The 22,368-nt window shown below is 63.2% G+C and carries 21 protein-coding genes, 1 tRNA gene and 1 pseudogene; 10 read left to right on the plus strand and 13 right to left on the minus strand.

Annotated elements, in window-relative coordinates:
• Positions 1-265: 265 nt before the first annotated feature.
• Together YUA_RS52830 and YUA_RS50485 are read left to right on the plus strand one after the other, a co-directional pair.
• Positions 266-370, plus strand: a pseudogene (locus YUA_RS52830) (PEPxxWA-CTERM sorting domain-containing protein); the annotation flags it as partial.
• Positions 371-453: 83 nt separating this feature from the next.
• The gene (locus YUA_RS50485; protein WP_156947450.1) at positions 454-615 is read left to right on the plus strand and encodes a hypothetical protein; all 162 of its coding nucleotides are present in this window, start codon (positions 454-456) and stop codon (positions 613-615) included.
• A gap of 249 nt (positions 616-864) precedes the next feature.
• Here YUA_RS50485 and YUA_RS0134110 read toward each other — a convergent pair whose 3' ends face one another.
• Positions 865-1,764 (minus strand): LysR family transcriptional regulator, encoded by a 900-nt coding sequence (locus tag YUA_RS0134110; protein WP_027534698.1) that lies wholly within the window; start codon positions 1,762-1,764, stop codon positions 865-867.
• A 79-nt stretch (positions 1,765-1,843) separates the two neighbouring features.
• On the opposite strand from YUA_RS0134110, the gene YUA_RS0134115 reads away from it, so the two are divergent.
• The 4 genes from YUA_RS0134115 to YUA_RS52075 are packed head-to-tail and all read left to right on the plus strand — an operon-like array spanning position 1,844 to position 7,440.
• Positions 1,844-2,446: a hypothetical protein gene (locus YUA_RS0134115; RefSeq protein WP_245285328.1), complete on the plus strand. Its 603-nt coding sequence runs from the start codon at positions 1,844-1,846 to the stop codon at positions 2,444-2,446.
• Between the two features lie 4 nt (positions 2,447-2,450).
• Positions 2,451-3,653 (plus strand): efflux RND transporter periplasmic adaptor subunit, encoded by a 1,203-nt coding sequence (locus YUA_RS45940; RefSeq protein WP_245285329.1) that lies wholly within the window; start codon positions 2,451-2,453, stop codon positions 3,651-3,653.
• Complete coding sequence (locus tag YUA_RS0134125) at positions 3,650-6,769, plus strand: efflux RND transporter permease subunit (protein ID WP_027534700.1); 3,120 nt, start codon at positions 3,650-3,652, stop codon at positions 6,767-6,769. Before YUA_RS45940 ends, YUA_RS0134125 begins: the two co-directional genes overlap by 4 nt.
• Positions 6,766-7,440 (plus strand): hypothetical protein, encoded by a 675-nt coding sequence (locus tag YUA_RS52075; protein ID WP_245285330.1) that lies wholly within the window; start codon positions 6,766-6,768, stop codon positions 7,438-7,440. Before YUA_RS0134125 ends, YUA_RS52075 begins: the two co-directional genes overlap by 4 nt.
• 430 nt (positions 7,441-7,870) lie before the next feature.
• Here the strand turns inward: YUA_RS52075 and YUA_RS45945 are convergent, their stop codons facing one another.
• From YUA_RS45945 to YUA_RS0134155, 5 genes are all read right to left on the minus strand, one after another.
• Positions 7,871-8,611, minus strand: a complete 741-nt coding sequence (locus tag YUA_RS45945) for an MIP/aquaporin family protein (protein WP_051383528.1) — start codon at positions 8,609-8,611, stop codon at positions 7,871-7,873.
• Between the two features lie 120 nt (positions 8,612-8,731).
• On the minus strand, positions 8,732-10,195 hold the full coding sequence (locus tag YUA_RS0134140; RefSeq protein ID WP_027534702.1) for a catalase: 1,464 nt from the start codon (positions 10,193-10,195) through the stop codon (positions 8,732-8,734).
• A gap of 346 nt (positions 10,196-10,541) precedes the next feature.
• Positions 10,542-11,522 carry a helix-turn-helix domain-containing protein gene (locus YUA_RS0134145; RefSeq protein ID WP_198029559.1) on the minus strand — a complete coding sequence of 327 codons (981 nt, stop codon included), beginning with the start codon at positions 11,520-11,522 and terminating at the stop codon, positions 10,542-10,544.
• 500 nt (positions 11,523-12,022) lie between these two features.
• Positions 12,023-12,107: transfer RNA gene (locus YUA_RS0134150), tRNA-Leu, on the minus strand.
• A 141-nt stretch (positions 12,108-12,248) separates the two neighbouring features.
• Positions 12,249-12,491 carry a FliM/FliN family flagellar motor switch protein gene (locus YUA_RS0134155; RefSeq protein ID WP_011088012.1) on the minus strand — a complete coding sequence of 81 codons (243 nt, stop codon included), beginning with the start codon at positions 12,489-12,491 and terminating at the stop codon, positions 12,249-12,251.
• Positions 12,492-12,574: 83 nt separating this feature from the next.
• On the opposite strand from YUA_RS0134155, the gene lipB reads away from it, so the two are divergent.
• Together lipB and YUA_RS0134165 are read left to right on the plus strand one after the other, a co-directional pair.
• Positions 12,575-13,324 (plus strand): lipoyl(octanoyl) transferase LipB, encoded by a 750-nt coding sequence (gene lipB, locus YUA_RS0134160; RefSeq protein WP_027534704.1) that lies wholly within the window; start codon positions 12,575-12,577, stop codon positions 13,322-13,324.
• Between the two features lie 198 nt (positions 13,325-13,522).
• Complete coding sequence (locus YUA_RS0134165) at positions 13,523-14,236, plus strand: DNA helicase (protein WP_027534705.1); 714 nt, start codon at positions 13,523-13,525, stop codon at positions 14,234-14,236.
• Between the two features lie 44 nt (positions 14,237-14,280).
• On the opposite strand, the gene YUA_RS0134170 is transcribed toward YUA_RS0134165, so the two are convergent.
• Complete coding sequence (locus YUA_RS0134170) at positions 14,281-14,703, minus strand: 4-oxalocrotonate tautomerase family protein (protein ID WP_027534706.1); 423 nt, start codon at positions 14,701-14,703, stop codon at positions 14,281-14,283.
• A gap of 111 nt (positions 14,704-14,814) precedes the next feature.
• Here YUA_RS0134170 and YUA_RS0134175 point away from each other — a divergent pair, with 111 nt between their 5' ends.
• Positions 14,815-15,669 (plus strand): LysR family transcriptional regulator, encoded by an 855-nt coding sequence (locus YUA_RS0134175; RefSeq protein WP_027534707.1) that lies wholly within the window; start codon positions 14,815-14,817, stop codon positions 15,667-15,669.
• A gap of 4 nt (positions 15,670-15,673) precedes the next feature.
• On the opposite strand, the gene YUA_RS0134180 is transcribed toward YUA_RS0134175, so the two are convergent.
• The 3 genes from YUA_RS0134180 to YUA_RS0134190 are packed head-to-tail and all read right to left on the minus strand — an operon-like array spanning position 15,674 to position 18,367.
• Positions 15,674-17,110 carry a TIGR01777 family oxidoreductase gene (locus tag YUA_RS0134180; protein WP_027534708.1) on the minus strand — a complete coding sequence of 479 codons (1,437 nt, stop codon included), beginning with the start codon at positions 17,108-17,110 and terminating at the stop codon, positions 15,674-15,676.
• The gene (locus YUA_RS0134185; RefSeq protein WP_027534709.1) at positions 17,107-17,790 is read right to left on the minus strand and encodes a DUF4166 domain-containing protein; all 684 of its coding nucleotides are present in this window, start codon (positions 17,788-17,790) and stop codon (positions 17,107-17,109) included. The genes YUA_RS0134180 and YUA_RS0134185 overlap by 4 nt, the downstream gene beginning before the upstream one ends.
• A 16-nt stretch (positions 17,791-17,806) precedes the next feature.
• The gene (locus YUA_RS0134190; protein ID WP_027534710.1) at positions 17,807-18,367 is read right to left on the minus strand and encodes a GbsR/MarR family transcriptional regulator; all 561 of its coding nucleotides are present in this window, start codon (positions 18,365-18,367) and stop codon (positions 17,807-17,809) included.
• 151 nt (positions 18,368-18,518) lie between these two features.
• Here YUA_RS0134190 and YUA_RS0134195 point away from each other — a divergent pair, with 151 nt between their 5' ends.
• On the plus strand, positions 18,519-20,039 hold the full coding sequence (locus YUA_RS0134195) for a PAS domain-containing sensor histidine kinase (RefSeq protein ID WP_027534711.1): 1,521 nt from the start codon (positions 18,519-18,521) through the stop codon (positions 20,037-20,039).
• 6 nt (positions 20,040-20,045) lie between these two features.
• Here YUA_RS0134195 and YUA_RS0134200 read toward each other — a convergent pair whose 3' ends face one another.
• The 3 genes from YUA_RS0134200 to YUA_RS0134215 form a co-directional block, all read right to left on the minus strand.
• Positions 20,046-20,345 (minus strand): acylphosphatase, encoded by a 300-nt coding sequence (locus YUA_RS0134200; RefSeq protein WP_027534712.1) that lies wholly within the window; start codon positions 20,343-20,345, stop codon positions 20,046-20,048.
• Positions 20,342-21,208, minus strand: coding sequence for an oxaloacetate decarboxylase (locus YUA_RS0134205; RefSeq protein WP_027534713.1), 867 nt, complete (start codon positions 21,206-21,208; stop codon positions 20,342-20,344). The genes YUA_RS0134200 and YUA_RS0134205 overlap by 4 nt, the downstream gene beginning before the upstream one ends.
• 146 nt (positions 21,209-21,354) lie before the next feature.
• Positions 21,355-22,368, minus strand: a 1,014-nt coding sequence (locus tag YUA_RS0134215; protein WP_027534714.1) for a biotin/lipoyl-containing protein, incomplete at its 5' end; no start/stop codon positions are given.

A 22,368-nucleotide genomic window follows, 5' to 3' on the forward strand; every position in this document is an offset into this window, starting at 1 on the left:
TCCGACAAGCTCGATCGTCGACTTCCACTATTCCCTCGGTGGCCTCGCGACGAGCCTCGACGCGTCGTCGATCCAGTTTTACTCGGCAGCCGATGGCGGCATGTTCAATCTGACACTGTCGTCCGGCGACGTCGTCAGCTTCTTCAACAAGCTTGGCGCACCCGCGACTGACATCGGGTCGAACGGCAATCTGGTAACCGGCCAGTGGGCCGTCGACCTCCTCGGCTTCGGCGCAACGGGTGCTGAAATCCACGGCGCGGGCGTCGTGACCGCGGTTCCGGAGCCCTCGACCTGGGCGATGATGATCCTCGGCTTCGGCGCGCTCGGCTTCTTCGCTTATCGTCGTCGCGGCCTCGTCGCCACGGCCTGACGCCAACGAGAAGCAAGGCTGCGCAAGCGCGCGGCTCACGGCACTGCACATCCCCGCTTCCCCGCGGGGATGTTTTTATTTTGATGATGGCCATGTTCGGCAGGACTGATCCGAAAATGCCCGCGCACGACATCGCTCAGGCGAATCGAGAGAAGCTCGGCGTCAGTGGCATGGAAAAGATCGTCGCGTTCGACCAGAGCCAGTCATTTGACGACCTTCTCTGGCACCCGAAGCGAACGACGTAACGTACGGACACCGCACGGGAACGGAGGGGTAATACTCCCGGGTAACATCCGGAAAACGCTCAGCAATTTCAAATTGCCAAAGGTGGGTTTATGGTGCGCTCGGAGGGCGGTCGCATTTGCTGCGGTTTCAATGGCTTAGCGATATGGGTGAAACGATTGGGTGCATTTCAGGACCATGAGAGCCGTTCAAGGCGGAGGACCCAAACCGGCACGAGACCGGACCTGCTTCCCGTCAGATGCGTCCACCGCTCATAAGGTGGTGGCGGCTCCGATAATTGTACTACGCAACCATCGGTGGGCAGGGACATCGTCAAAGCGCCGATGCCAATTCATCACGCTGTGCAGAACTGGGGCTTCGAACGGCAGCTCCCTGATCTCGATGGGATAGGCGCGGCGGAACTCCAGCGCCAGCTTGCGTCCGAGGATGGCGACCAGGTTCGATTGCACCAGAACCGCCCCTGCGGAGAGATAGGGCACGTCAGAGGCGACAAAGCGGGCGTTCTTCCTTGCTTTGAAGAACGCATCCATAAACTCCAAATTCTCCCCGCTTGAGCTGATTCCCAGATGCCCCAGTTCGGCAAGCACCCCCGCCGTCAACCGCTTTCGAAGCGTCGGATGGCCGCTCCGGAGCACGGCCACGAAGCGATCTTCGATGAGCTGTTGCGAGGCGAACCGTTCACCATCGATAACCCGCCCCGACAATGCAAGATCGAGCTCGCCGCGGTCCAATCGATCCGCGAGATTCAGGGTCCCGCTGGGCACGAGTGACAGTCGCACGCTCGGTGCTTGCGCGCGCACCGCGGCCAAGATCGGCCCCACCGCGACCACGGCTGCATAGTTGTTCACCGCGATCGTGAACCGCCGGTCCGCCGTGGAGGGGTCGAAGGTGTCACCCTCGACCGCGAGCTGCAGCTCGTTGAGTGCCTTGCGAACGGGAAGCGCCAGCTGCTCGGCTCTGGGGGTCGGGCTCATTCCTGCGGGTGTGCGGATGAACAGCTTGTCCTTCAACGCATGGCGCAGCCGGTTGAGCGCGTGACTGACGGCCGGCTGGCTGATGGCGAGGCTGTCTGCGGCGCGAACCACGCTGCGCTCCCGCAGCACCGCGTCGAACACCAGGAGCAGATTGAGATCGAGGTTGCGGAGTCTCATGGGCTTCGATGCACAACGTGAATTTGGGAATTAGGTCAATTCATTTGAATAATAGACCCGCCGCGCCCAATCTCAAGCCATGTCAATACGCTTGCCCTACGGGATCGCCGCGCGACCGGCACGCACCACCGTAAAGGTCACCGTCGCAGTCATTGCCGGGCCGGACCCGCTGGTCGCGACGCCTGAGGAGCTACGCCGCTGGCGCCGTCTGACGCCACTCGCTTCGTGGTCCACCGTTTCCGTCCGCGGTGCCCTTCCCGGTAAAAACTTGCCCGATGAGATTTTGCACGGCGTTGCCGCTGAGCTGGCGCGGCAAGACCTGGAGGCACACCAGTTGATCCTGCTTGCAGAGGGCAAGACGGCGCGCTCCGCGCTCGAGCTCGTGCTGCGGGGAGCCATCGACTGTGCTGGCCTCCTCGCGATTGCCGTTCCCTGTACGGCGCTGTCGTTTCGCATCGTCCGCGCCGCAGCTGCTATCCGGCTCGTGGTGCGGCGTCAGGATCGCGAGGACTCACCGGCTGATCTCATCACCGCGCTCCACGCCGCCGATATCGACGCACGGATCATCGGGTTCGATTCGGCCGCAGCGAACGGCGCACGAGCCGCGGCGAGCGCAGCCGAAACCTTCGTGCTGGAGCTGGTCGCCAATGCCAGCCGCCAAAGCCGTCATCATGGAGTGTGAAGCGATGCCGTCCAGAAAGACTCTTCTCCTCGCCGGCACGGTCCTCCTGATCGGGCTCGGAATCGGCGGGTATTTCCTGCACGCCCCCGCACCAAGCAATGCAGCTGAGCCCAAGGCGACATCCAAGGCAACATCCAAGGCCGCACCGCCCGTTCCGGTGACGGCTGCGCATGCGCACAAGGGCGACGTGCCCATCGTACTCGAAGGGCTCGGCACCGTGACGCCCATCAACACAGCGACCATCCACACCCAGGTCCAGGGGACGCTCGACAGCGTCGATTTCGTCGAGGGGCAGGACGTGAAACGCGGCGATGTGCTGGCGAAAATCGATCCGCGCGTGTTCGAGGCGCAGGTCGACCAGGCGGAAGCCGCCCTCGCTCGCGATCAGGCGGGCTTGAAGAACTCGCAAGTCAACCTGGCGCGGACGCAACCACTTGCCGCGCGCGGATTTGCGACCCAGCAGTTGCTGGATACCCAGAACTCCCAGGTCGCGCAGAGCCAAGGCACGGTCGCACTCGACAAGGCGGCGCTGGAGGCTGCGCAAACCCAGTTGAGCTACACCACGATCACCGCGCCCTTCGACGGGATCACTGGCATCCGTCACATCGATCCCGGCAATATCGTGCATCCAACCGACGCCACCGGCCTTGTGACTCTCACGCAACTCCAGCCGATCTCGATCATCTTCACCCTGCCCTCGACCGACATTCCCGACGTGCAGAGCGCGATCGCATCCGGCGATGCGTCAGTCGACGCCTATGACGCGGCCAACACGCACAAGCTCGACCATGGCAGCCTGATGCTGATCGACAATCAGGTGGACGCATCCACCGGCACGGTGCGGCTGAAGGCGTCCTTTCCGAACGAAAGGAAAAGCCTTTGGCCGGGATCGTTCGTCAACATCCATCTCACCATCGCGATCCGCCATGATGCGGTCACCGTGCCGCTGACGGCTGTTCAGCAGGGACCAAGCGGCACCTTCGTCTACGTCGTCGATGCGAACCATGTCGTGAGCGCGCGTGAGATCAAGCCCGGCCAGTCGCGCGAAGACAAGGTGCTGATCGACCAGGGCCTGTCCGGAGACGAAACCGTTGTCACCGCCGGTCAGTACCGGCTGAAGCCCGGGACATCGGTCGAAGTCGTACCCGATCATCGCAAGGACATGGTTCAGAACGCCACCACCGCAAGCGCAGGTATGCTGCCATGAGTATCTCCCAAGGCTTCATTCGCAAACCCGTCGCCACGGCCTTCCTCGCGATCGGCATCACGTTGATCGGCCTGGTGGCCTTCTTCCGCTTGCCCGTTTCGGCCCTGCCGACGGTGGACACGCCGACGATCCAGGTCACCGCGCAACTGCCCGGCGCCGATCCGCAAACCATGGGCTCGTCGGTCGCCACGCCATTGGAGCGCCAGTTCGGGCAGATCGCGGGCCTGACCGCCATGACCTCGTCGAGCGGCTTCGGCAACACCGAGATCACCCTGCAATTCGCGCTGAGCCGCAGCACTGACGCTGCCGCGCAGGACGTGCAGGCCGCGATCAATGCGGCGGCCGGCCAATTGCCGAAAACCATGCCGTCGCCGCCGATCTTCCGGAAGATCAATCCGGCCGACGTGCCGGTGCTCCTGATCGCACTGACGTCGGACACCGAACCGCTTACCAAGGTCGACGACTATGCCGACAGCATCCTGGCGCAAAAACTGTCGCAGGTGCCGGGCGTGTCATTGGTCACGATCGGCGGCATGCAAAAACCCTCGATCCGCGTCCAGGTCAATCCGGCAAAGCTTGCCGCGGCCGGCATCGATCTGGAGCAATTGCGCTCGACACTCGGCAACATCACCGTCAACCAGCCCAAGGGCGTACTCTACGGCAATCAACAGGCCTACACGCTTGCGACCAATGACCAGGTGCTGACCGCCAATAGCTATGAAGATCTGATCATCGCCTACCGGAACGGCGCAGCGGTGCGGCTGCGTGACATCGGCCATGCCGAAGTCGCGGCGGAGGACGTGACGCTGCACGGCTGGTACAACGACAAGCCGGCGGTGGTCCTCGCCATTCAGCGCCAGCCGGGCGCCAACGTGATCAGCACGGTGGACGGCATCAAGAAGCTGCTGCCCCAACTGGTCGCGGGCCTGCCCTCGGATGTCAAGGTCACGATCGCATCGGACCGGACGCAGACGATCCGCGCCAGTGTTTCCGACGTGCAGTTCACGCTGCTTCTCACCATCGCCCTCGTGGTCGGCGTCATCTTCCTGTTCCTTCGCAATTTCTGGGCGACCGTCATTCCCGCGATTTCGGTGCCGATCTCGCTGATCGGCACGTTCGGCGTGATGTATCTCTTGAACTACAGCCTCGACAATCTGTCGCTCATGGGTCTTTCCATCGCGGTCGGCTTCGTCGTCGACGATGCGATCGTCATGATCGAGAACATCTCGCGGCATATCGAAGAGGGACTGTCGCCGCTGCAGGCCGCGCTGAAGGGCGCCGGCGAGATTGCGTTCACCATCATATCGATTTCGGTGTCGCTGGTTGCGGTGTTCATTCCGCTGCTGCTGATGGGTGGCGTGATCGGACGGATGTTCCAGGAGTTCGCGGTCACCGTGTGCGTTGCGATCGCAGTCTCCGTCATCGTGTCTGTGACGTTGACGCCGACGATGTGCGCCTACCTGCTTTCCGACCACGGCGCAGGTGCGGGCGTGGTATCGCAGACGCTGGAGCGCGGATTCGTGGCGATCCAGCGCTATTATGAGGCTCTCCTGTCCGTCGCATTGCGCTTCAAGCTCGCGACGCTGGCGGTCATGCTTGCAAGCGTTGTCGCAACCGGCGCGCTGTTCGCGGGCATTCCGAAAGGGTTCTTTCCCCAGCAGGACACTGGCATGATCACCGGGATCACGGAATCGTCGGCTGACGTCTCACCGACAGAGATGGCGGAGCTGCAGCGGAGCGTGATCGACGTGATTGCGAAGGACCCTTCGGTCGCCAACGCCACCGGTTATATCGGCCCGGGCGGCCCTACCGTAACCGAAAATAACGGCCGCCTGTTCGTGCTGTTGAAGCCGCGGAACGAGCGTCAGTTCAGCGCCGACGAGGTGATCCGGCAGCTCGATAGCAAACTTGCGAAGCTCCAGGGGATCGCCGTGTTCATGCAGGCGACGCAAGACATCAATCTTGCCAGCCGCCTGTCCAAGACCCAGTACCAGTTCACGCTCACGGATGTAAACCAGGACGAGCTGAACAGCTGGGCCGGCAAGCTGTTCGAGAACCTGAAAAAGCGGCCGGAGCTCGCCGACGTCGCCAGCGACCAGGCCGATGCCGCGCGTCAACTCAAGCTCAAGATCGACCGCGATGCCGCCTCCCGCCTCGGTATCGATCCGGCGGCGGTGGACAATACGCTGTACGATGCGTTCGGCCAGCGTCACGTCGCCCAGCTCTTCACCACATTGAACACCTACTACGTGATCCTCGAGGTCGATCCGTCGTTCCAGTCCGGCCCCTATGCGCTGAACCGCATTTACGTTCACTCGTCGAACGGATCGATGGTGCCGCTCGGTCAGTTCACGACCATCGAATATGGCTCGGCGGCACTGGCGGTGAACCATCAGAACCAGTTTCCGTCGGTCACGCTGAGCTTCAATCTGTCGCCCGGCACCGCTGTCGGCACGGCGGTCGCCGCCGTGCAGCAGGAAACGGCCGCATTGCATATGCCGTCGACCATCGCGACGAGCTTCCAGGGCAACGCCCAGGCTTTCCAGTCCGCGCTCGCCTCCACGCCCGTCCTGATCCTGGCTGCGATTGTCGCGGTCTATCTGATCCTCGGCATGCTCTATGAAAGCACGATCCATCCTGTCACGATCCTGTCGACGCTACCGTCCGCCGGGCTCGGTGCGCTCATGACGCTCTGGACTTTCGGCTTCGGGCTCGACGTCATCGGGCTGATCGGGATCATTCTCCTGATCGGCCTCGTGCAAAAGAACGGCATCATGCTGATCGATTTCGCGCTCGAGGCCGAGCGCCATAGGGGACTTTCGGCCGAACAGTCCGCGTTGGAGGCCTGCAAGGTCAGATTCCGTCCGATCCTGATGACGACCATGTGCGCGATGCTCGGAGGCGTGCCGCTGATGATCGGCACGGGGACCGGATCGGAATTGAGGCAACCGCTCGGCTTCGCGATCGTCGGCGGCCTGATCGTTTCGCAGCTATTGACGCTGTTCACAACGCCAGTGGTCTACATCTACCTCCAGAACGTCAGCGACTGGTTCGCACGTAAACGCACGACACATCGCTCTCCCCTTCCCGCTGTCAAATCTGGGCTTGCAGGATGAACACCAGGACAAAGGATGGCACGAGGGCTCGGAATGGCACGCCGTCGGTCCGCATGAGCATCGTTCCGGAGTTCTCGGCCATTTTTTGGATGAACTGGCTTCTCGCGGCCATGGCTGGCGAAATCGCGGGCCATGCACTCAATCATATCTACCTTCATCGCTCGGGAAGAGTGATCGTCGCGCTTATGCTGTGCTTCCTTGCGATGTCGATGTTGCAGGGAGCGACCCGGCGGCTTCCGCGGATGATGTTTTGGTCCGCCGCATTCTTGCTGAGTCTCTTGGGAGCGGTGCTCGCAAGGACAACCGACGTCTCGATGGGAATCGGCGACAGCGGCGCGATTCTGCTCATCGCCATCTTGCTCGCCTTCTCGTTCGTGATCAGCTATCGCCTCACGGGAAACCTTCCAAGTCCGGCGGATGGTACCGATGTCCGCGGCTTCTTCTGGACCACCGCAATGCTGGCCCAAACCGTCGCCAGCGCATGCGCGGACTGGATCATCGATCCCGGCGGGCCGTCGGAGCGCCTGGCGCTCGCCGTGATTGCGCTTGGCATCGCAGCGACCGTCGGGCTCCATTCATGTACGCGCATGCCGCGTTCGACGGTGTTTTGGCCGGCTTTCGTCCTGTTGGGGACCGTGGCCGCGCTCGCAGGACACGTCGTTCTGAAATGAACTGAACGATGCACGCAAAATGCAGGAGTAGGCAAGTCGCCGGCCAAGCGCTGCTTTCATCGCATCGCGTCGCACCGATTCCTTGGCGGAGTATGGTTCAAAGCGGCTACCACCATACGAGAGCAACGCTCGGACGCGGATTCACGAACCAGCATTCAGAATCCGGCGTGGGATCGCTAAAACATGCTTGGTATCAACGACTTATTGGTTTGGTGCGCTCGGAGGGCGGTCGCATTTGTTGCGATTTCAATGGGTTATCAGGATCGTTCGAAGCATAAGGTGCATTTCGCGCGTGTAGGTGCTTTTCGACCCAGTGCGCCAGAGCTGAGCTCCGGGCTTAACGTCGCTCGAGTATGCGACGCCCTCACCCCGAGTTGGCGCTTGAGCGTCGCAAAGATTGACCTTGGTATGTCCTGATTTCCGCGTATCGCTAGGCGGGCGTCTGCGACGCCCTGCCCGGACCGGCCGCCAGTTCCTCCTGGGCGAGCCGGCCGAGGCCGGTGTGGACAATGGCAGCGACGATGGCGCCAACGATCGGGGCCAAGAGGTACAGCCAGGCATCATCGAATTTGCCGGTCGCGACCATCGGGCCAAGAGCCCGCGCCGGGTTGAAGGGCGCGCCCGTGAGCGCCCCGCCCATGACGATGTTGAAGGTCAACGTCATTCCAATTGCCAGCGGCGCGAGGTTGCCGGCGCGGCCCGCAACCGCCGTGCTGAGTGCGACCGTGACCAGAAAAAAAGCCAGCAACGCCTCGATCATGAAGCCGGCGGCGGGCGTGATCGTAACCGATGTGGCGCCCAAAGCGAGATTGTGCGCAAGCACGGGCACGCCGAGGCCGGTGGCAGCACCGCCGAGAACGGTTCGCAGCAAGAGCGCGCCCGCGACACCTCCGATGAGCTGGCTGATGATGTAGCCAATTGCTTCGCCGACGCGCATCGCGCCCGCGGCGAGAACGCCGACAGTGACGGCGGGATTCATATGCCCGCCCGATATTGAGCCGAAGGCGAAGGCGAAGGCCATGATGGCCAGGCCGTGCGCGAAGGCAACCGCAGCGATACCGGGCAGTCCGACACCTTCGCCGACTACGGCCGCAGCGCCCGCGCCGATGAAGACGAACGCGAAGGTGCCGATGAACTCTGCAAGGAGCTTGGGTGCAAGGTGGTTAGACATCGTTGACTCCAAAGATGAGACGAAGGGGGTCGAGCGCGAGCAGATCGCGCCACGAAACGAATTGCAGGTCGGGGTGGCCGACGGCGCTCGGGAAACGCCGCCGGCCCGCTATGCGCAGACCTACTCGGCGGCGACTACGTCGGGCTTGAAATCGATGCCCAGTGCCTTGGCGACACCTGCGCCATAGGCGGGATCGGCGCGATAGAAGTGAACAAGCTGCCGCTGGACGATGTTGCCGGGTACGCCGTCCATCGCTTCCTTGATATTATTGAATAGCTGCTGCTTCTGATCGGCCGTCATCAGGCGGAACAGCTCTCCCGGCTGCCGATAGTCATCGTTCTCGTCTCGATGATCGTAACGGGCCGCATCTCCCGTAATTCTGAGCTGCGGCTCTCGGTAACTGTGGTCCTCAAGCGGGCCGTTGAACGAGTTCGGCTCGTAATAAGCGTCGGGGTACGGCTTGCCCTCGAGCCGCATTGAGCCGTCAGCGTGATAGTCGTTCATCTCTGCTCGCGGCCGGTTCACCGGGAGTTGGTGCGCATTGACACCGACCCTGTAGCGATGCGCGTCTGCATAGGAAAAAATCCGGGCCTGCAACATCTTGTCTGGCGAATGGCCGATACCCGGTATGATGTTCGAGGGCGCGAGCGCCGCCTGCTCGACCTCGGCAAAATAGTTCTTCGGATTGCGGTTGAGTTCGAGAACGCCGACCTCGATCAATGGGTAGTCCTTGTGCGGCCACACCTTGGTCAAGTCGAATGGGTTGTACCGGTGCTTGTCGACATCGCTCTCCGGCATGATCTGCACGGAGAATTTCCACTTCGGGAAATCGCCCTTCTCGATCGACTCGAACAGGTCGCGCTGATGGGTCTCGCGGTCGTAAGCCACCTTCTGAGCGGCTTCGGCGTTGGTCCAGTTCTTGATGCCTTGCATGGTCTTGAAATGAAACTTGACCCAGTGCCGTTCATTCTTGGCGTTGATGAACGAATAGGTATGCGAGCCGAAGCCGTCGACGTTCCGATAGCTTTGCGGCAGGCCGCGATCGGACATGAGGATAGTCACCTGGTGCAGGCTTTCCGGCGACAGCGACCAGAAGTCCCACATCGCGGTCGGCGAGCGCATGTTGGTCATCGGGTGCCGCTTCTGCGTATGGATGAAGTCGGGGAACTTCAGCGGATCGCGCACGAAGAACACCGGCGTATTGTTGCCGACGAGGTCCCAGTTGCCCTCCTCGGTATAGAATCGCAGCGCGAAGCCCCGCACATCGCGCTCGGCGTCGGCTGCGCCGCGTTCGCCCGCCACCGTCGAGAAGCGCAGGAACGCTTCGGTCTTCTTGCCCTTCTGTAATGCCTTGGCTTTCGTGTACCTTGTGAGGTCGTGCGTGATGGTCAGCGTGCCATAGGCAGCCGAGCCCTTGGCGTGAACTGTGCGCTCGGGAATGCGCTCGCGGTTCTGGTGCGCCAGTTTCTCCAGGAGATGAAAGTCCTGCATCAGAACCGGGCCGCGCGGGCCTGCTGTAATGCTGTTCTGATTGTCGGGCACCGGCATGCCGCTGGTAGTGGTGAGTGTTGGGCGTTTGGCCACGGGTTGCTCCTCTATTGCGAAACGATCACCCCACAACCGACTGCTTTGCGGCTGCTCGCGAACGCCATCGGTTGGCGTTTGCGGAATAAGGGGGCACGAATTGGAAATGTATCCATTCGCTTCGCAATGACTTTGGTTCGTTTGCGGAATTTGCACCGGTTTTGCGCAAATCACGACTGTCTGGAAGCTATTCAGCGGCGGTCGCTGGGCGACAGCGTCGCACATCTCCCCAATGTCGAGCCGGATGGCACCTAACTTGAAGCTGTCTTGTTCAGCCGCCCGGAACCTCCAGCACCGTGGATTTCCGACTCATCGCTTTTGGAAGAACTGGCGCGGACGCCGCACTTCAGTCCAAGTTACGGCGATAGTTGCTCGGGCTCTGGCCGGTCAGTCTGTGAAATGCGGCGGTGAATGTGCTGGTTTCGCTGAAGCCCACCTCAAAAGCGATCGCGGTGATGGACAGCTCGCGATTCGCCAATAGCTGTTTGGCTCGTTCAATTCGGCGACAGGCATGATATTTGTGTGGCGGCACACCGAAGGACTGCTTGAACGACCTGGAGAAATGCCAAGGGCTTAGCCGCGCCAGTTCGGCCAGGGTTCCAAGCGGGATGTCATCAGCAACATGCTCCTCGATATAGGCGGCCACTTGCTTGCGCTGCCAGCTCGCAAGGCCGCCACGAGTGACTGTTTCGCGGAGTGCGGCGTCGCCGTTAATGCGTACGAGTTCATGCGTCAGCAAAGTTCCGAGGGCTTCGGCGTATTGCCGAAGCATCGCGCCCGGGTTTTCGACCTGCGATTTGAGCTTGAGAGCAGTCTGCCAGAGATCGTGATCGCAAAAGAACAGCCGCGGCCTGAATTCGATCTCGCCAAACCGCAGCACGGGATCGGCAAGAGGTCCGCGCGGATCGATGTAGAAATAAGTTGTGCGGTTTAGCGTCCGCGGTTTCTGCGACCCGCGAAAGTCACGACCAGCGGGAACGAAGGTCAGCTTGCCCGTGAAATTGCGCAAGCTCGACCGCGGCAGGCCTTCAACAAACGTCTCACCGTCGTGGCGCTCCGCGAGTTCCGCGGCAATAAGCAGATGGCAGGGAGCCCGGAATCGATACTCAAACGGATTGTGCCGCATGATCTCTACCGTTTCCACGATCAAGCCTGACCATGCTGCGGAACGGCGCCTCACAATCTCTGATGGCGAGTAGTTCACCATCGAGCGATTTTCAAAATTCGGATGCACCCGTGCCGGCGGATGATATTCGCTGATCGGAGGCGCAGGAGTTCGAAAAAGCGGAGCGGTTTGATTGAAGGTCGCTTCGGCAGAACGGGCCATCATTCAATCTCGTTCGTTGTTATGTATGCTCGCTTTCCTCCCTGGACGTTTCTGCTTTGAGCCTGCGCCGTCTACGAGCTGAGCTAAGTTCACGACATATGGCGATCGCGACAACGGACAAGACGCACGGCCTGCCACTCTCACGCCGAGTTGAGGCTCGACCGTCACGATGACTTGAACCGCAAAGCGAGGCGGATTGACCGCTCGTTCGGCCGTGGGGCCGCAGCTCCGATCTCGCCAGTCCTGCGCGCCGGACAAGAGAACGAACCCCGCCGATTTCTACGCTGGGCTACGCTGCCGTCCTCTCGTAAGGAAATCGCGCTTTAGCTTCGCCCGGCCTTGGTTCAAATAAGGATGCGACGACCACGGGAACAAGCGCTGCGCCAGACGCGCGATCAAATAGTGAGGATTTGCAAGGAACAGAGTTAGCAATGTTCAGCGAGTAACAATGTGGGGTAGAAAATCGCGAAAACGTTCTTCGTATCAATGGCTTGCGCCCATGGTGCGCTCGGAGGGACTCGAACCCCCACGATTTTACTCACTGCCACCTCAAGGCAGCGCGTCTACCAATTCCGCCACGAGCGCTTTGGGGATGCCGGCTAAGGGCTTGAGGCCTGCCGGATCAACGGCGCCGATCTAACAAATCCATCAGTGGGGTACAAGCCTGCCGAAGCCCTGAATTCCACAAGCTTGGGAAGAAAATGTTCCGCCCCTGCCCGACCGACCCTACCGGGTCCCGGGCGTGCGCGGCAGCATCTGCTTGACCTCGACCGCGATCCGGTTGCGGTCGACCAGCACGACGCCGGAGGCCACCGGCAGATTGTTGGCCAGAACCTTGACCTCATCGGCCTCAGTTGCGTCCAGCTCGATGATGGCGCCGCGGGAAAGACGCAATACTTGATGGATCGGCATGGTGGTCGTCCCGAGGACGACCATGAGATCCACGGTGACTTTGTCGAGTGTGGGCACTGTCAGAACCGCCGCAACCTGGGACTCAACGCCAAAGGACTTGGCATTTGCGCCTGCGATCATCACCACGTTATAGTTAGGCAATGGTTAATTCGCCTCAAAGCCCCCGCCAAAACAAGCGCCAAGAGCTCGATTTGACGCCGTTTTCCGCCTCAGGCGGCGAGCCCGTCGCGTGGCGAATCTCGGACGCTCCGGTGCCCTATCCGGTGGCGGTGGCCGCCATGGAGGCCCGCGTCGCCGCCATTGCGGCGGGCGAGGCACCCGAGCTGGTCTGGCTGCTCGAACACCCCCCGCTCTACACCTCCGGAACCTCGGGCAAGGACTCCGACCTGCTCGATCCCCGATTCCCGACCTTTGCCTCCGGGCGCGGCGGCCAGCTCACCTATCACGGTCCGGGCCAGCGGGTGGCCTACATCATGCTCGACCTCAAGCGCCGCCGGCCGGACGTGCGGGCCTATGTCGCAAGCCTGGAGGAACTGATCCTGAAGACGCTCGCCGCCTTCAATGTCCGCGGCGAGCGGCGCGAGGACCGGGTCGGCGTCTGGGTGAAGCGCCCCGACAAGGGGCCTGAGCACGAGGACAAGATCGCGGCGATCGGCGTGCGGCTGAAGCGCTGGGTCTCGTTCCACGGCATCGCCATCAATGTCGAGCCGGAGCTTTCGCATTTCGCCGGCATCGTCCCCTGCGGCGTTGCCGATCCCCGCTACGGCGTGACCTCGCTGGTCGATCTCGGCCAGTTGGTGACCCTGGCCGACGTCGACGTCGCGCTTCGGCAGGCTTTTGAAGAGCTGTTCGGGCCGACCCGCGCCCTGCTGCCGGAAGCAGCCACCTGACGCATTCCTGCTGGAGACGCGCTGCGCGCGTTCTCCATCGGCGCGGAATCGGTTACACTTGTTTCAGGTGCCGCCCACGCCTCCCCCCTCCGCCGGGAAAGCAGACCTCATGCCGGGCGACTAAACCATCGGACCGACTGTTCGAGCGCCAGGCATAAGGAGGGATTGCGTTTCAGCTCGCAATGGGAGGTTTTGACGATGAGATTGTCCGCCCCGATCTATCATCTGAAGCGAAAAGCGAAGCGCCTGTCCCGCGACGAAGGCATCCCGCTCCACGACGCGCTTGACCGCATCGCCACGACGGAAGGGTTTTCCGCCTGGAGCTTGCTGGCGGCGAAAGCTGCCGCACTGACGCCGGCCAACAGGCTGTTTCCGCAATTCAGGCCGGGCGACCTCGTGCTGGTCGGCGCACGCCCCGGTCAGGGCAAAACGTTGATGAGCCTCGAGCTTGCCGTGGAGGCCATGAAGTCCGGCGATCGTGCGGCATTCTTCTCACTCGAATACACCGAGAAAGACGTGCTGGACCGCTTGCGTGCGATTGGCGTGGAGCCGGCGGAGTTCGACAAACTCTTCGAGGTTGATTGCTCCGACGCCATCAGCGCCGACTACATCGTCAAGCAAATGGCCGCGGCCCCCCGCGGCACGGTCGTGGTGATCGACTATCTGCAACTGCTTGACCAGAGGCGGGAAAACCCCGACCTGACCGTTCAGGTGCGCGCGCTAAAATCCTTCGCGCGCGACAAGGGGCTGATCGTCGTCTTCATCTCGCAGATCGATCGATCCTATGACTCCTCCGTCAAGCCCTGCCCCGATCTCAGCGATGTCAGGCTGCCGAACCCGCTGGACCTGAAACTGTTCGACAAGACGTGCTTCATGAACAATTCCGAGGTTCAGCTCCGCGCGGCGAGCTGACGACAAGAGCCGCGGGTGAGATGCCTCACCCGCGGCTTGCAGCCTCACGCCGCAGCTAGCGACACTTCGAGCTTGCCGGCGATGTAGCGCCGCTCCTGGGTCAGGCCGCCAAAGCCATAAGCGTCGCCCTTGACCTCGTCGACATGCAGATAGGTCTCGGGATGCAGCGGGCCCAAGATCTCGGCCATGCGCTTGAACATGGCGGCGAGATAAGCCGCCTTCTCGTCCTTGGTGTTGGTGCCCTCGGTGACGTGGATGTCGATCCAGTAGCTGGCAAGCTTTTGCTCGGCGAGCGACTTGCCGCCGGCGAACCAGTCACCCGCATCGACCGGCTTCACGATGATCGCGGTGACCTTGGGATCCTTGTGCAAGATTTTTGCGGTGAGCTCGGATACGGCATTGGCGATGTCGGCCTTCAGTGACGGCGACTGGCGCGACGAGGTGTAGGATACGGTGATCAGGGGCATTGTCGTTCTCCTCAGGATGTCGCGCTGCTTGCGCGGCGTTGGCGAGAAGCTAGACCTCCCCTCCTCATTTTGGTATCTTATGTCTGTTGATACCAGTGATAACGATTCATAATGACAGCCACACTCGACATCGCCACCGTCCAGGCCTTCCTGCTGGTCGCCGACCTGCAGAGCTTTACACGCGCCGCCGAGGCGCTGGGCACGACGCAAGCCGCGGTCAGCCTCAAGCTGCAGCGGCTGGAGACATTGCTGGGCAAACGCCTCGTCGAGCGCTCGCCGCGCGCGGTCCGGCTCACCGCCGACGGCGCCAGCTTCCTCGATCGTGCCCGCGCGCTGATGGCGGCGCATGACCGCGCGCTGTCGGGCGAGGCACCGGCCGCACAGTCGCTCTCGCTCGGCATCTCCGATCACGCCGCAGGCCCTGAACTGGTCCCGCTGCTGGAACGCCTGCACGCGATGTCGTCGAACCTTACACTTGCCGTTACCATCGGCTTCTCGCGCGAATTGCAGGATACTTATGACGCAGGCCAGTTGGACGCAGTGATCGTCCGTCAGGAAGGCAGCCGCCGCGGCGGCGAGAAGCTGACGGAGGACGAATTCGGCTGGTTCGCGTCGCGACGCCTAGCTCTGCCGAAGGGCGAAGCACTGCCGCTTGCGACGCTCGCCCCTCCCTGCGGCGTCCGGGCGATTGCCGTGCGCGCGCTCGACAAGGCCGGCCTCACCTGGAGCGAGCGCTTCGTTGGCGGCGGTGTCACCGCGGTGGTCGCAGCCGCACTTGCCGGACTTGCGATCACGCCGCTGGCGCGACGGATCGCGCCTCCCGGGTTGGTCGATATCGGACCCGCGCACAAGCTGCCGAAACTCGGCAGCTCGAAGGTGATGCTGCATTCGAAGGTCAGCGATCCCGCCAAGCTGGCGGCGTTGCGTGCGGTGGTAGCGACGTTCCGGAACGTAGCCGCCACCTGAAGCCTCACAGGATCGCCTCGAACGCACTGCGCAGCGTCTCGTGCCGAAAGACAAAACCGCGGCTCAGCGCCTTGTTCGGCAATACGCGCTGACCGCCGAGCAGGAGCTCGTCGGCGAAGCCGCCGCCGATCCGGCGCAACAAACCGCCGGGAATGCGGAACACCGCGGGCCGATGCAGACGGCGGCCGAGCTCTTCGGTGAACTTTGCGTTGGTGACAGGGATCGGCGCGGTGGCGTTGACGGGCCCGCTGAGATCGGGCGTCGCCATCACATAGGCGATCAGCCGAATGAGATCGTCGCGCTCGATCCAGGACATCCACTGCCGGCCAGTGCCGATGGGACCGCCGAGGCCGAACTCGAACGGCGTCAGCATGCGCGTGATGAAGCCGCCTTCCGTGCCGAGCACGAGGCCGATGCGCAAATTGACCACGCGGACGCCAAGCTCCTCCGCCGGCCGAGCCGCCTTCTCCCAGGCTGCGCAGAGCTCATGGCTGAAGCAGGCGTGCGACTTGGCCGATTCCGTCAGCACCTGGTCGGCCCACAGGCCATACCAACCGATCGCCGAGCCGCTGATGAGCACCTCGGGCTTGCGCTCGCGCCGCGCGATCAGCTTGACGACCTCGCTGGTCATGTCGATGCGCGAGCCAAGAATCTTCGCGCGCTTCGCCTCGGTCCAGAGGGCGTTGCCGATCGGCTCGCCGGCGAGATTGACGATGGCGTCGATTGGCGTGTCCGCGGCAAGCTGATCGAGGCTGGTGATCAGCGTGACCGGTGGCGGCAGCATCTCCGCCTTCACGGGGTTGCGAATGAGCGCGATGACGTGATGCCCTGCGCCGCTGAGGCTCGCCGCAAGGCGGCTGCCGATGAATCCGGTCGCACCTGTGATCAGCACAGTCTTACGGCCGGAGATCTTCTCGACAAGCCCGTCTGCGGGAACGCTCTTCATGCGGCCGAGCCGGCGCATCGCGGCAAAATCCCTGACGCCGCAGAGCGCAGCTCCAACCGCGCAGGCGCTCGCGGCGAGGCTGCGCAGGCCCTGATACACGACCGTCACGCCAAAGGGCTGCATAGCCCAATTGATCAGCACCGGCAACAGCAGTACCAGGATGGCGCCGTAGTTGATCGCCAGCAGCGTGTGGTTGATCCGCTCGCTCGGCGGCAGCTTTCGGCTGAGATCCTCCTCGACGAAATCCATCAGCGTGATGACGATCTCGGCGACCAGGACAGCGACGATCAGCAGCGCCAGCATGCCATAGACCTCCAGCCAGCCGAGCAGCAGGAACAGCAGCGCATAGAGCATGTTGCGGATGCCGTGCAGCTTCAGCTCGAAACGCTGCGACGGGCGCCAGGCCAGGCGCTCGGTGAACTCATGGTGATAAAAGGTGTCGAACACGCCCATCACAATCTGGATGGCGATGAGCGTCCACAAGAGCGGCGTCATGACACGGCCTCCCTGAACACGGCGGACTGGCGGATCAGCGCGCCGTAACGCGGATGAATGACATCGAGGGTGAAGCGGAACGCGCCCTCGCCGAGATCGGAATGCGTCACCGTGAGATCGCCCGGCGCGAGCCACTGCGGCAGCGGGATCCAGAGCCGTCCCAACTGGAGGCCGTAACCAGCGCTGCGGAAGGTCAGCGTCTCGCCCTCGACGGCGATCCGGAGCGCCATGGAGACGCCGAAGCCGACATACTCTTCGAGTCCGGTTGGACCGGCGAAGCGTTTGGCGGAGGCGAAGCGTTTGGCGGAATGGATCACTTGCGGAAAGCCGCGCTTGCGCGCGCTGATGCGGGTCCAAGTCTGGCCGCCGGTCGCGCCGTCCTCGGTAACAGTCACGATCATGGGCACGCCGGTGTCGCGTCCGGTCGGCAGCGGGCCGCCGATCAGGCGAGCGGCCTGCGCGAACCACCAGCCGATGTCGCTGAAGCCGACCTCCTCGACCACGCCGACATAGACAACACTGTCACCGTCAGCGACGCGCTTGGAGAAGCGCCGCCAGGTCGCGAGCGGCAGCCGGCCCCAATCCTCGTCCGACAGCAGCGCGCGGAAGCGGCGGTCGTCGAGCAGCTTGATGTGAGCGGAGGTTGGTGCGTTGGAGCCTGATAATCTCGCCGACGTCATCGCAACCTCCTCACCACTATTTGGCCTTGCCCAACGGCAGCAGGTTGGCGATCTTCTCGCCAAGCCGCATCAAGGCGACCAGCCGCGGCCGCGGCACCTTCAGCATCTGCATGAACCAGTGGTCGGCGAGCTCGGTGAAGGCGAGCATCTCCTTCAGCCGTTTGCTCGCGACCGGATTGACGGTCGGATCCTCAGCGGCATCGGACACGCAGGCCCGTAGCGCCGTGATCGCGGGATCGAGCTCCCGCTCCTTGCGACGCGCCGCGATCCGGGCCGCCACCTCCCAGATGTCGGTCTCGGCTTCGTAATGGTCGCGGCGGTCGCCGAGGATCGGCACCCGGCGGATCAGGTTCCAGGCGAGCAGCTCCTTCAGCGAGTTGGAGACGTTCGAGCGCGCCATGCCGAGCGTATCGGCGATGTCCTCGGCCGTCATCGGCTCCTCGGCGAGATAGAGCAGCCCGTGGATCTGGCTGACCGAGCGATTGACGCCCCACTGATCCCCCATGTCGCCCCAATGCAGGATGAAGCGCTCGACGGCGGCAGGGAGTTTCTTCTTCTTTCCGGTTATTTCTGTCATAACAGAAATATCTGATGGATGAGATTGCGTGTCAAGTGCCGCAATCGCCTTGCGCCCTGCATACCGTCCGCTCTATTTGCCTAAAAACGTCCCAGAGAACGGGAACCAAGCGCCATCTGTAGCGTTTGCTCCGGTCGAGGCGGGGTTCGGAATGGTCAAAAAGTTCAGTCAGCAGAGAGACTTGTTCGAAAGTGAGCGAAGTTTCCGGTTGTTGGTTGAGGGAGTTGCGGACTACGCGCTCTATTTGCTCGACCCCACCGGGATCATCACTAGCTGGAACATCGGCGGCGAGCGCATCAAGGGCTATTCGCCCGAAGAGATTCTCGGCCAGCATTTCTCGCGTTTCTATACCGAGACAGACCGCGCCAACGGCAAGCCTGCCCGTGCGCTTGGCATCGCGCGGGACCAGGGCCGCTACGAGGAGGAAGGCTGGCGCGTCCGCAAGGACGGCACCTTCTTCTGGGCCAGCGTCGTGATCGACCCGATCTACGAAGACGGCGCCCTCATCGGCTTCGCCAAGATCACCCGCGACATCACCGAGCGGCGCAACACGCAGATCAAACTCGAGGCGATGCAGACGCAGCTAGCCGAGTCGCAGAAGTTCGATGCGCTGGGCCAGCTCACCGGCGGCGTCGCGCACGACTTCAACAACCTCCTGATGATCATCAGCGGCAGCCTTCACATCCTGAAGAAGGGCGACCCGGACGACTCCAAGTTCCAACGCGCCATCTCGGCGATCGAGACCGCCACCAAGCGCGGCGGGGCGCTGACAGGCCAGCTCCTGACCTTCGCGCGGCGGCAGAGCGTCAATCCCCAGGCGATCCATTTCGGCGACCGCATCGAGGCGATCCGCGAAGTGCTTCACGCTGGTGCCGGCAGCGCGGTTCGCCTCGCCTTCGACATCGAGCGCGCGGTCTGGCCGGTCAAGGCCGACGTCTCCGAGTTCGAGACGGGACTGCTCAATCTCGTCATCAACGCGCGCGACGCCATGCCCGACGGCGGCACGGTGACAATCGGCGCGCACAACATCGTCCTGGACGATCCGCTCCACAGCGGCGAATTCGTCGCCATCACCGTGGCCGATACCGGGCTCGGCATCCCCTCCGACGTCGTCGACAAGATTTTTGAGCCGTTCTTCACGACCAAGCCGGTCGGAAAAGGCACCGGCCTCGGCCTGTCGCAGGTGCACGGCTTTGCGCATCAGGCTGGCGGAACGGTCAAGGTCGCAAGCGAGCTCGGCAAGGGCACGACCTTCACCATCCTGCTGCCGCGCGCAACCGCGACCGCACCGAGCGAGGCCCTCGAGACGGCGCCGGTTCGCGGCAGCGGCACGGTGCTGCTGGTCGAAGACAATCCCGATGTCGCAATTGTCAGCACTGGCTTGCTGGAGCAGCTCGGCTACCGTGTGCACCGGGTTGCGGATGCCGAATCCGCGCTGCGCGAGCTCGAGAGCAACGGCGTCGACTTCGTCTTCTCCGACATCGTCATGCCCGGCAAGATGGACGGGCTCGGCCTCGCCCATCGCCTGCGCCAGATCCACCCCGGCCTGCCGATCCTGCTCGCCACCGGCTACAGCGAAGCCGCCGCCGACGTCCGCGGCGATTTCCCGATCCTGCGCAAGCCGTATGAAATCCACGAGCTGAGCGAAGCGATTTCGAAGCTGCCGAGGTGAGCGCGACTAAACCGTCGGCAACACCGAGAACGCTTCTCCTGCCCCGCGCAGGTTCAGCTCATCGATGCTCGCGGTCTCGCTCGTCACGCTGTCCACCCGCGAGGACGGCGGGCCGTGGCGGCACAGCGCGACCATGTCGGCGACATGCTTGGGCGCACCCGCGAACAGTGCTTCCACGCTGCCGTCGCGGCGGTTACGGACCCAGCCTTCGAGTCCGCAGGTGACCGCCTGGGCCTCGACCCAGGCCCGATAGCCGACGCCCTGCACGCGCCCGCGGATCATCACCTGGAGGATCGCCCGGCTCATCTTTTCAATCCGAGAACATCGGCGCTGCGTGCTTTTACCTCGGCCTCGCGCAAGACGCGATGGGTCAGCTCCGCCGACGGCAATCCCCTCAGCGCTTTCGGCGCCGTGCCCTCGCGCAACGCTTTCTGGACGTCGTAGACGGCCTGCGTCGCCGCCGCGATCGGCGCATGGCCCTGAAGCGCGATGCGGACGCGCTGGCTGGCGAGATAGTCGACCGCGTTCAATTCGTCCGGCGCACCACCGAGCACGATCGGCAGACGCGTCGCGGCCACGATGGCCTCGAGCTCAGCGCGCGACTTGATGCCGGTGAAGAACAGTGCATCGACGCCGGTGGCTTCATAGGCCTTGGCGCGGCGGATCGCATCCTCGATCGAGGTGATCGAGGCAGCCCCCGTGCGGCCCATGATGACGAGCGTGGGATCGCCGCGTCCGTCGAGCGCCGCCTTCATCTTGCCGACGCCCTCCTCCAGCGAGATCAGTTGCGCCTTGGCTTCGCCAAAGGCGGCCGGCAGCAGCGTGTCCTCGATGGTGAGGCCGGCCGCACCCGCCGTCTCCAGCTCCTGCACCGTGCGGCGCACGTTGAGCGCATTGCCATAGCCATGGTCGGCATCGACCAGCACCGGCAGCGCGGCGGCGCGCGACATCCGCCGCATCTGCTCGGCCAACTCAGTCAGCGTGATCAGGGTGACATCGGGATCGCCGAGCACAGCAAGCGAGGCGACCGAGCCGCCGAACATGCCGAGCGGAAAGCCGAGATCCTCGGCAATGCGGATCGAAATCGCGTCATAGACCGAGCCGGGATGGACGCAGGTCCCGCCCGACAGGATGAGGCGCAGTTTCTCGCGGCGGGAACGAAAGGCCATGCTTGCCTCACTCTCAAATTCCTCATCCTGAGGAGCGCGCTCTTGCGCGCGTCTCGAAGGATGAAGGCCCGGCTGGTGGCCTCGCCCTTCGAGACGCCGCGCTTGCGCGGCTCCTCAGGGTGAGGGTCTTTTGTACTCCGGAGCGCTTACGCAAACTCCAAAATCAGCGCGTCCACCGCTAGCGTCGCGCCTGCGCTGGCGTGGACCTTCTTCACGGTGCCGTCCTGGTCGGCGCGGAGCACGTTCTGCATCTTCATGGCTTCGACCACGGCCAGCGTCTCGCCGGCCTTGACCTCCTGCCCTTCGGTCACCGCGATCGAGACCACGAGGCCGGGCATCGGGCACAGCAGCTTCTTGCCGGCGTCGGAGGCCGTCGTCACCGGCATCAGGCGCGCCGAGGCAGCTTCCGCTTCGGTCCAGACATAGACCGGCACTTCGACTCCCTGATGCGCGAGGCGGATGCCGTTGGCGATCGGGCGCGCCTGCAGCGCGACGAAATGGCCGTCGATGGTGCCCTGCCAGACCGGATCACCCGGCTTCCACGGCGACTGCAGCAAATGCGCATTGCCGGCCTTGCCCTCGGCGTCGAGGAAGCGCACCGCGATCGCCTCACCCTCGCGAGCAACCTCGAGCAAAATCTCCTGGCGGTCGAGCCAGACAGCACGGCGGCGCTCGCGCTGCACGATGCGTCCGCCCATCTGGCCGGAGATCTGGCGCTTGCGCTCGCCGAGCACGTGATCGATGGCGGCGCCGACCGAGGCGATCCGCCGCGCGACTTCGCCGTCGGGCACGCGCACTGCAAAGCCCTTGGGGAATTCCTCGGCGATGAAACCGGTCGACAGATTGCCCTCACGCCAGCGCGGATGGTGCATCAGCGCCGACAGGAACGGGATGTTGTGCCTGATACCGTCGACATAGAACGAATCCAGCGCGGTCGCCTGTGCCTCGATCGCGGCCGCACGCGACGGCGCGTGCGTGACGAGCTTGGCGATCATCGGATCGTAATAAATCGAGATCTCGCCGCCCTCCTGCACGCCGGTGTCGTTGCGCACGGTGATGCCGTCCTTGCTCACTTCCGCCGGCGGGCGATACTTCACCAGCCGCCCGATCGAAGGCAGGAAGTTGCGGAATGGATCTTCCGCGTAGAGACGCGATTCCAC

The sequence above is a fragment of the Bradyrhizobium sp. WSM3983 genome (assembly GCF_000473045.1).
Classification (GTDB): domain Bacteria; phylum Pseudomonadota; class Alphaproteobacteria; order Rhizobiales; family Xanthobacteraceae; genus Bradyrhizobium.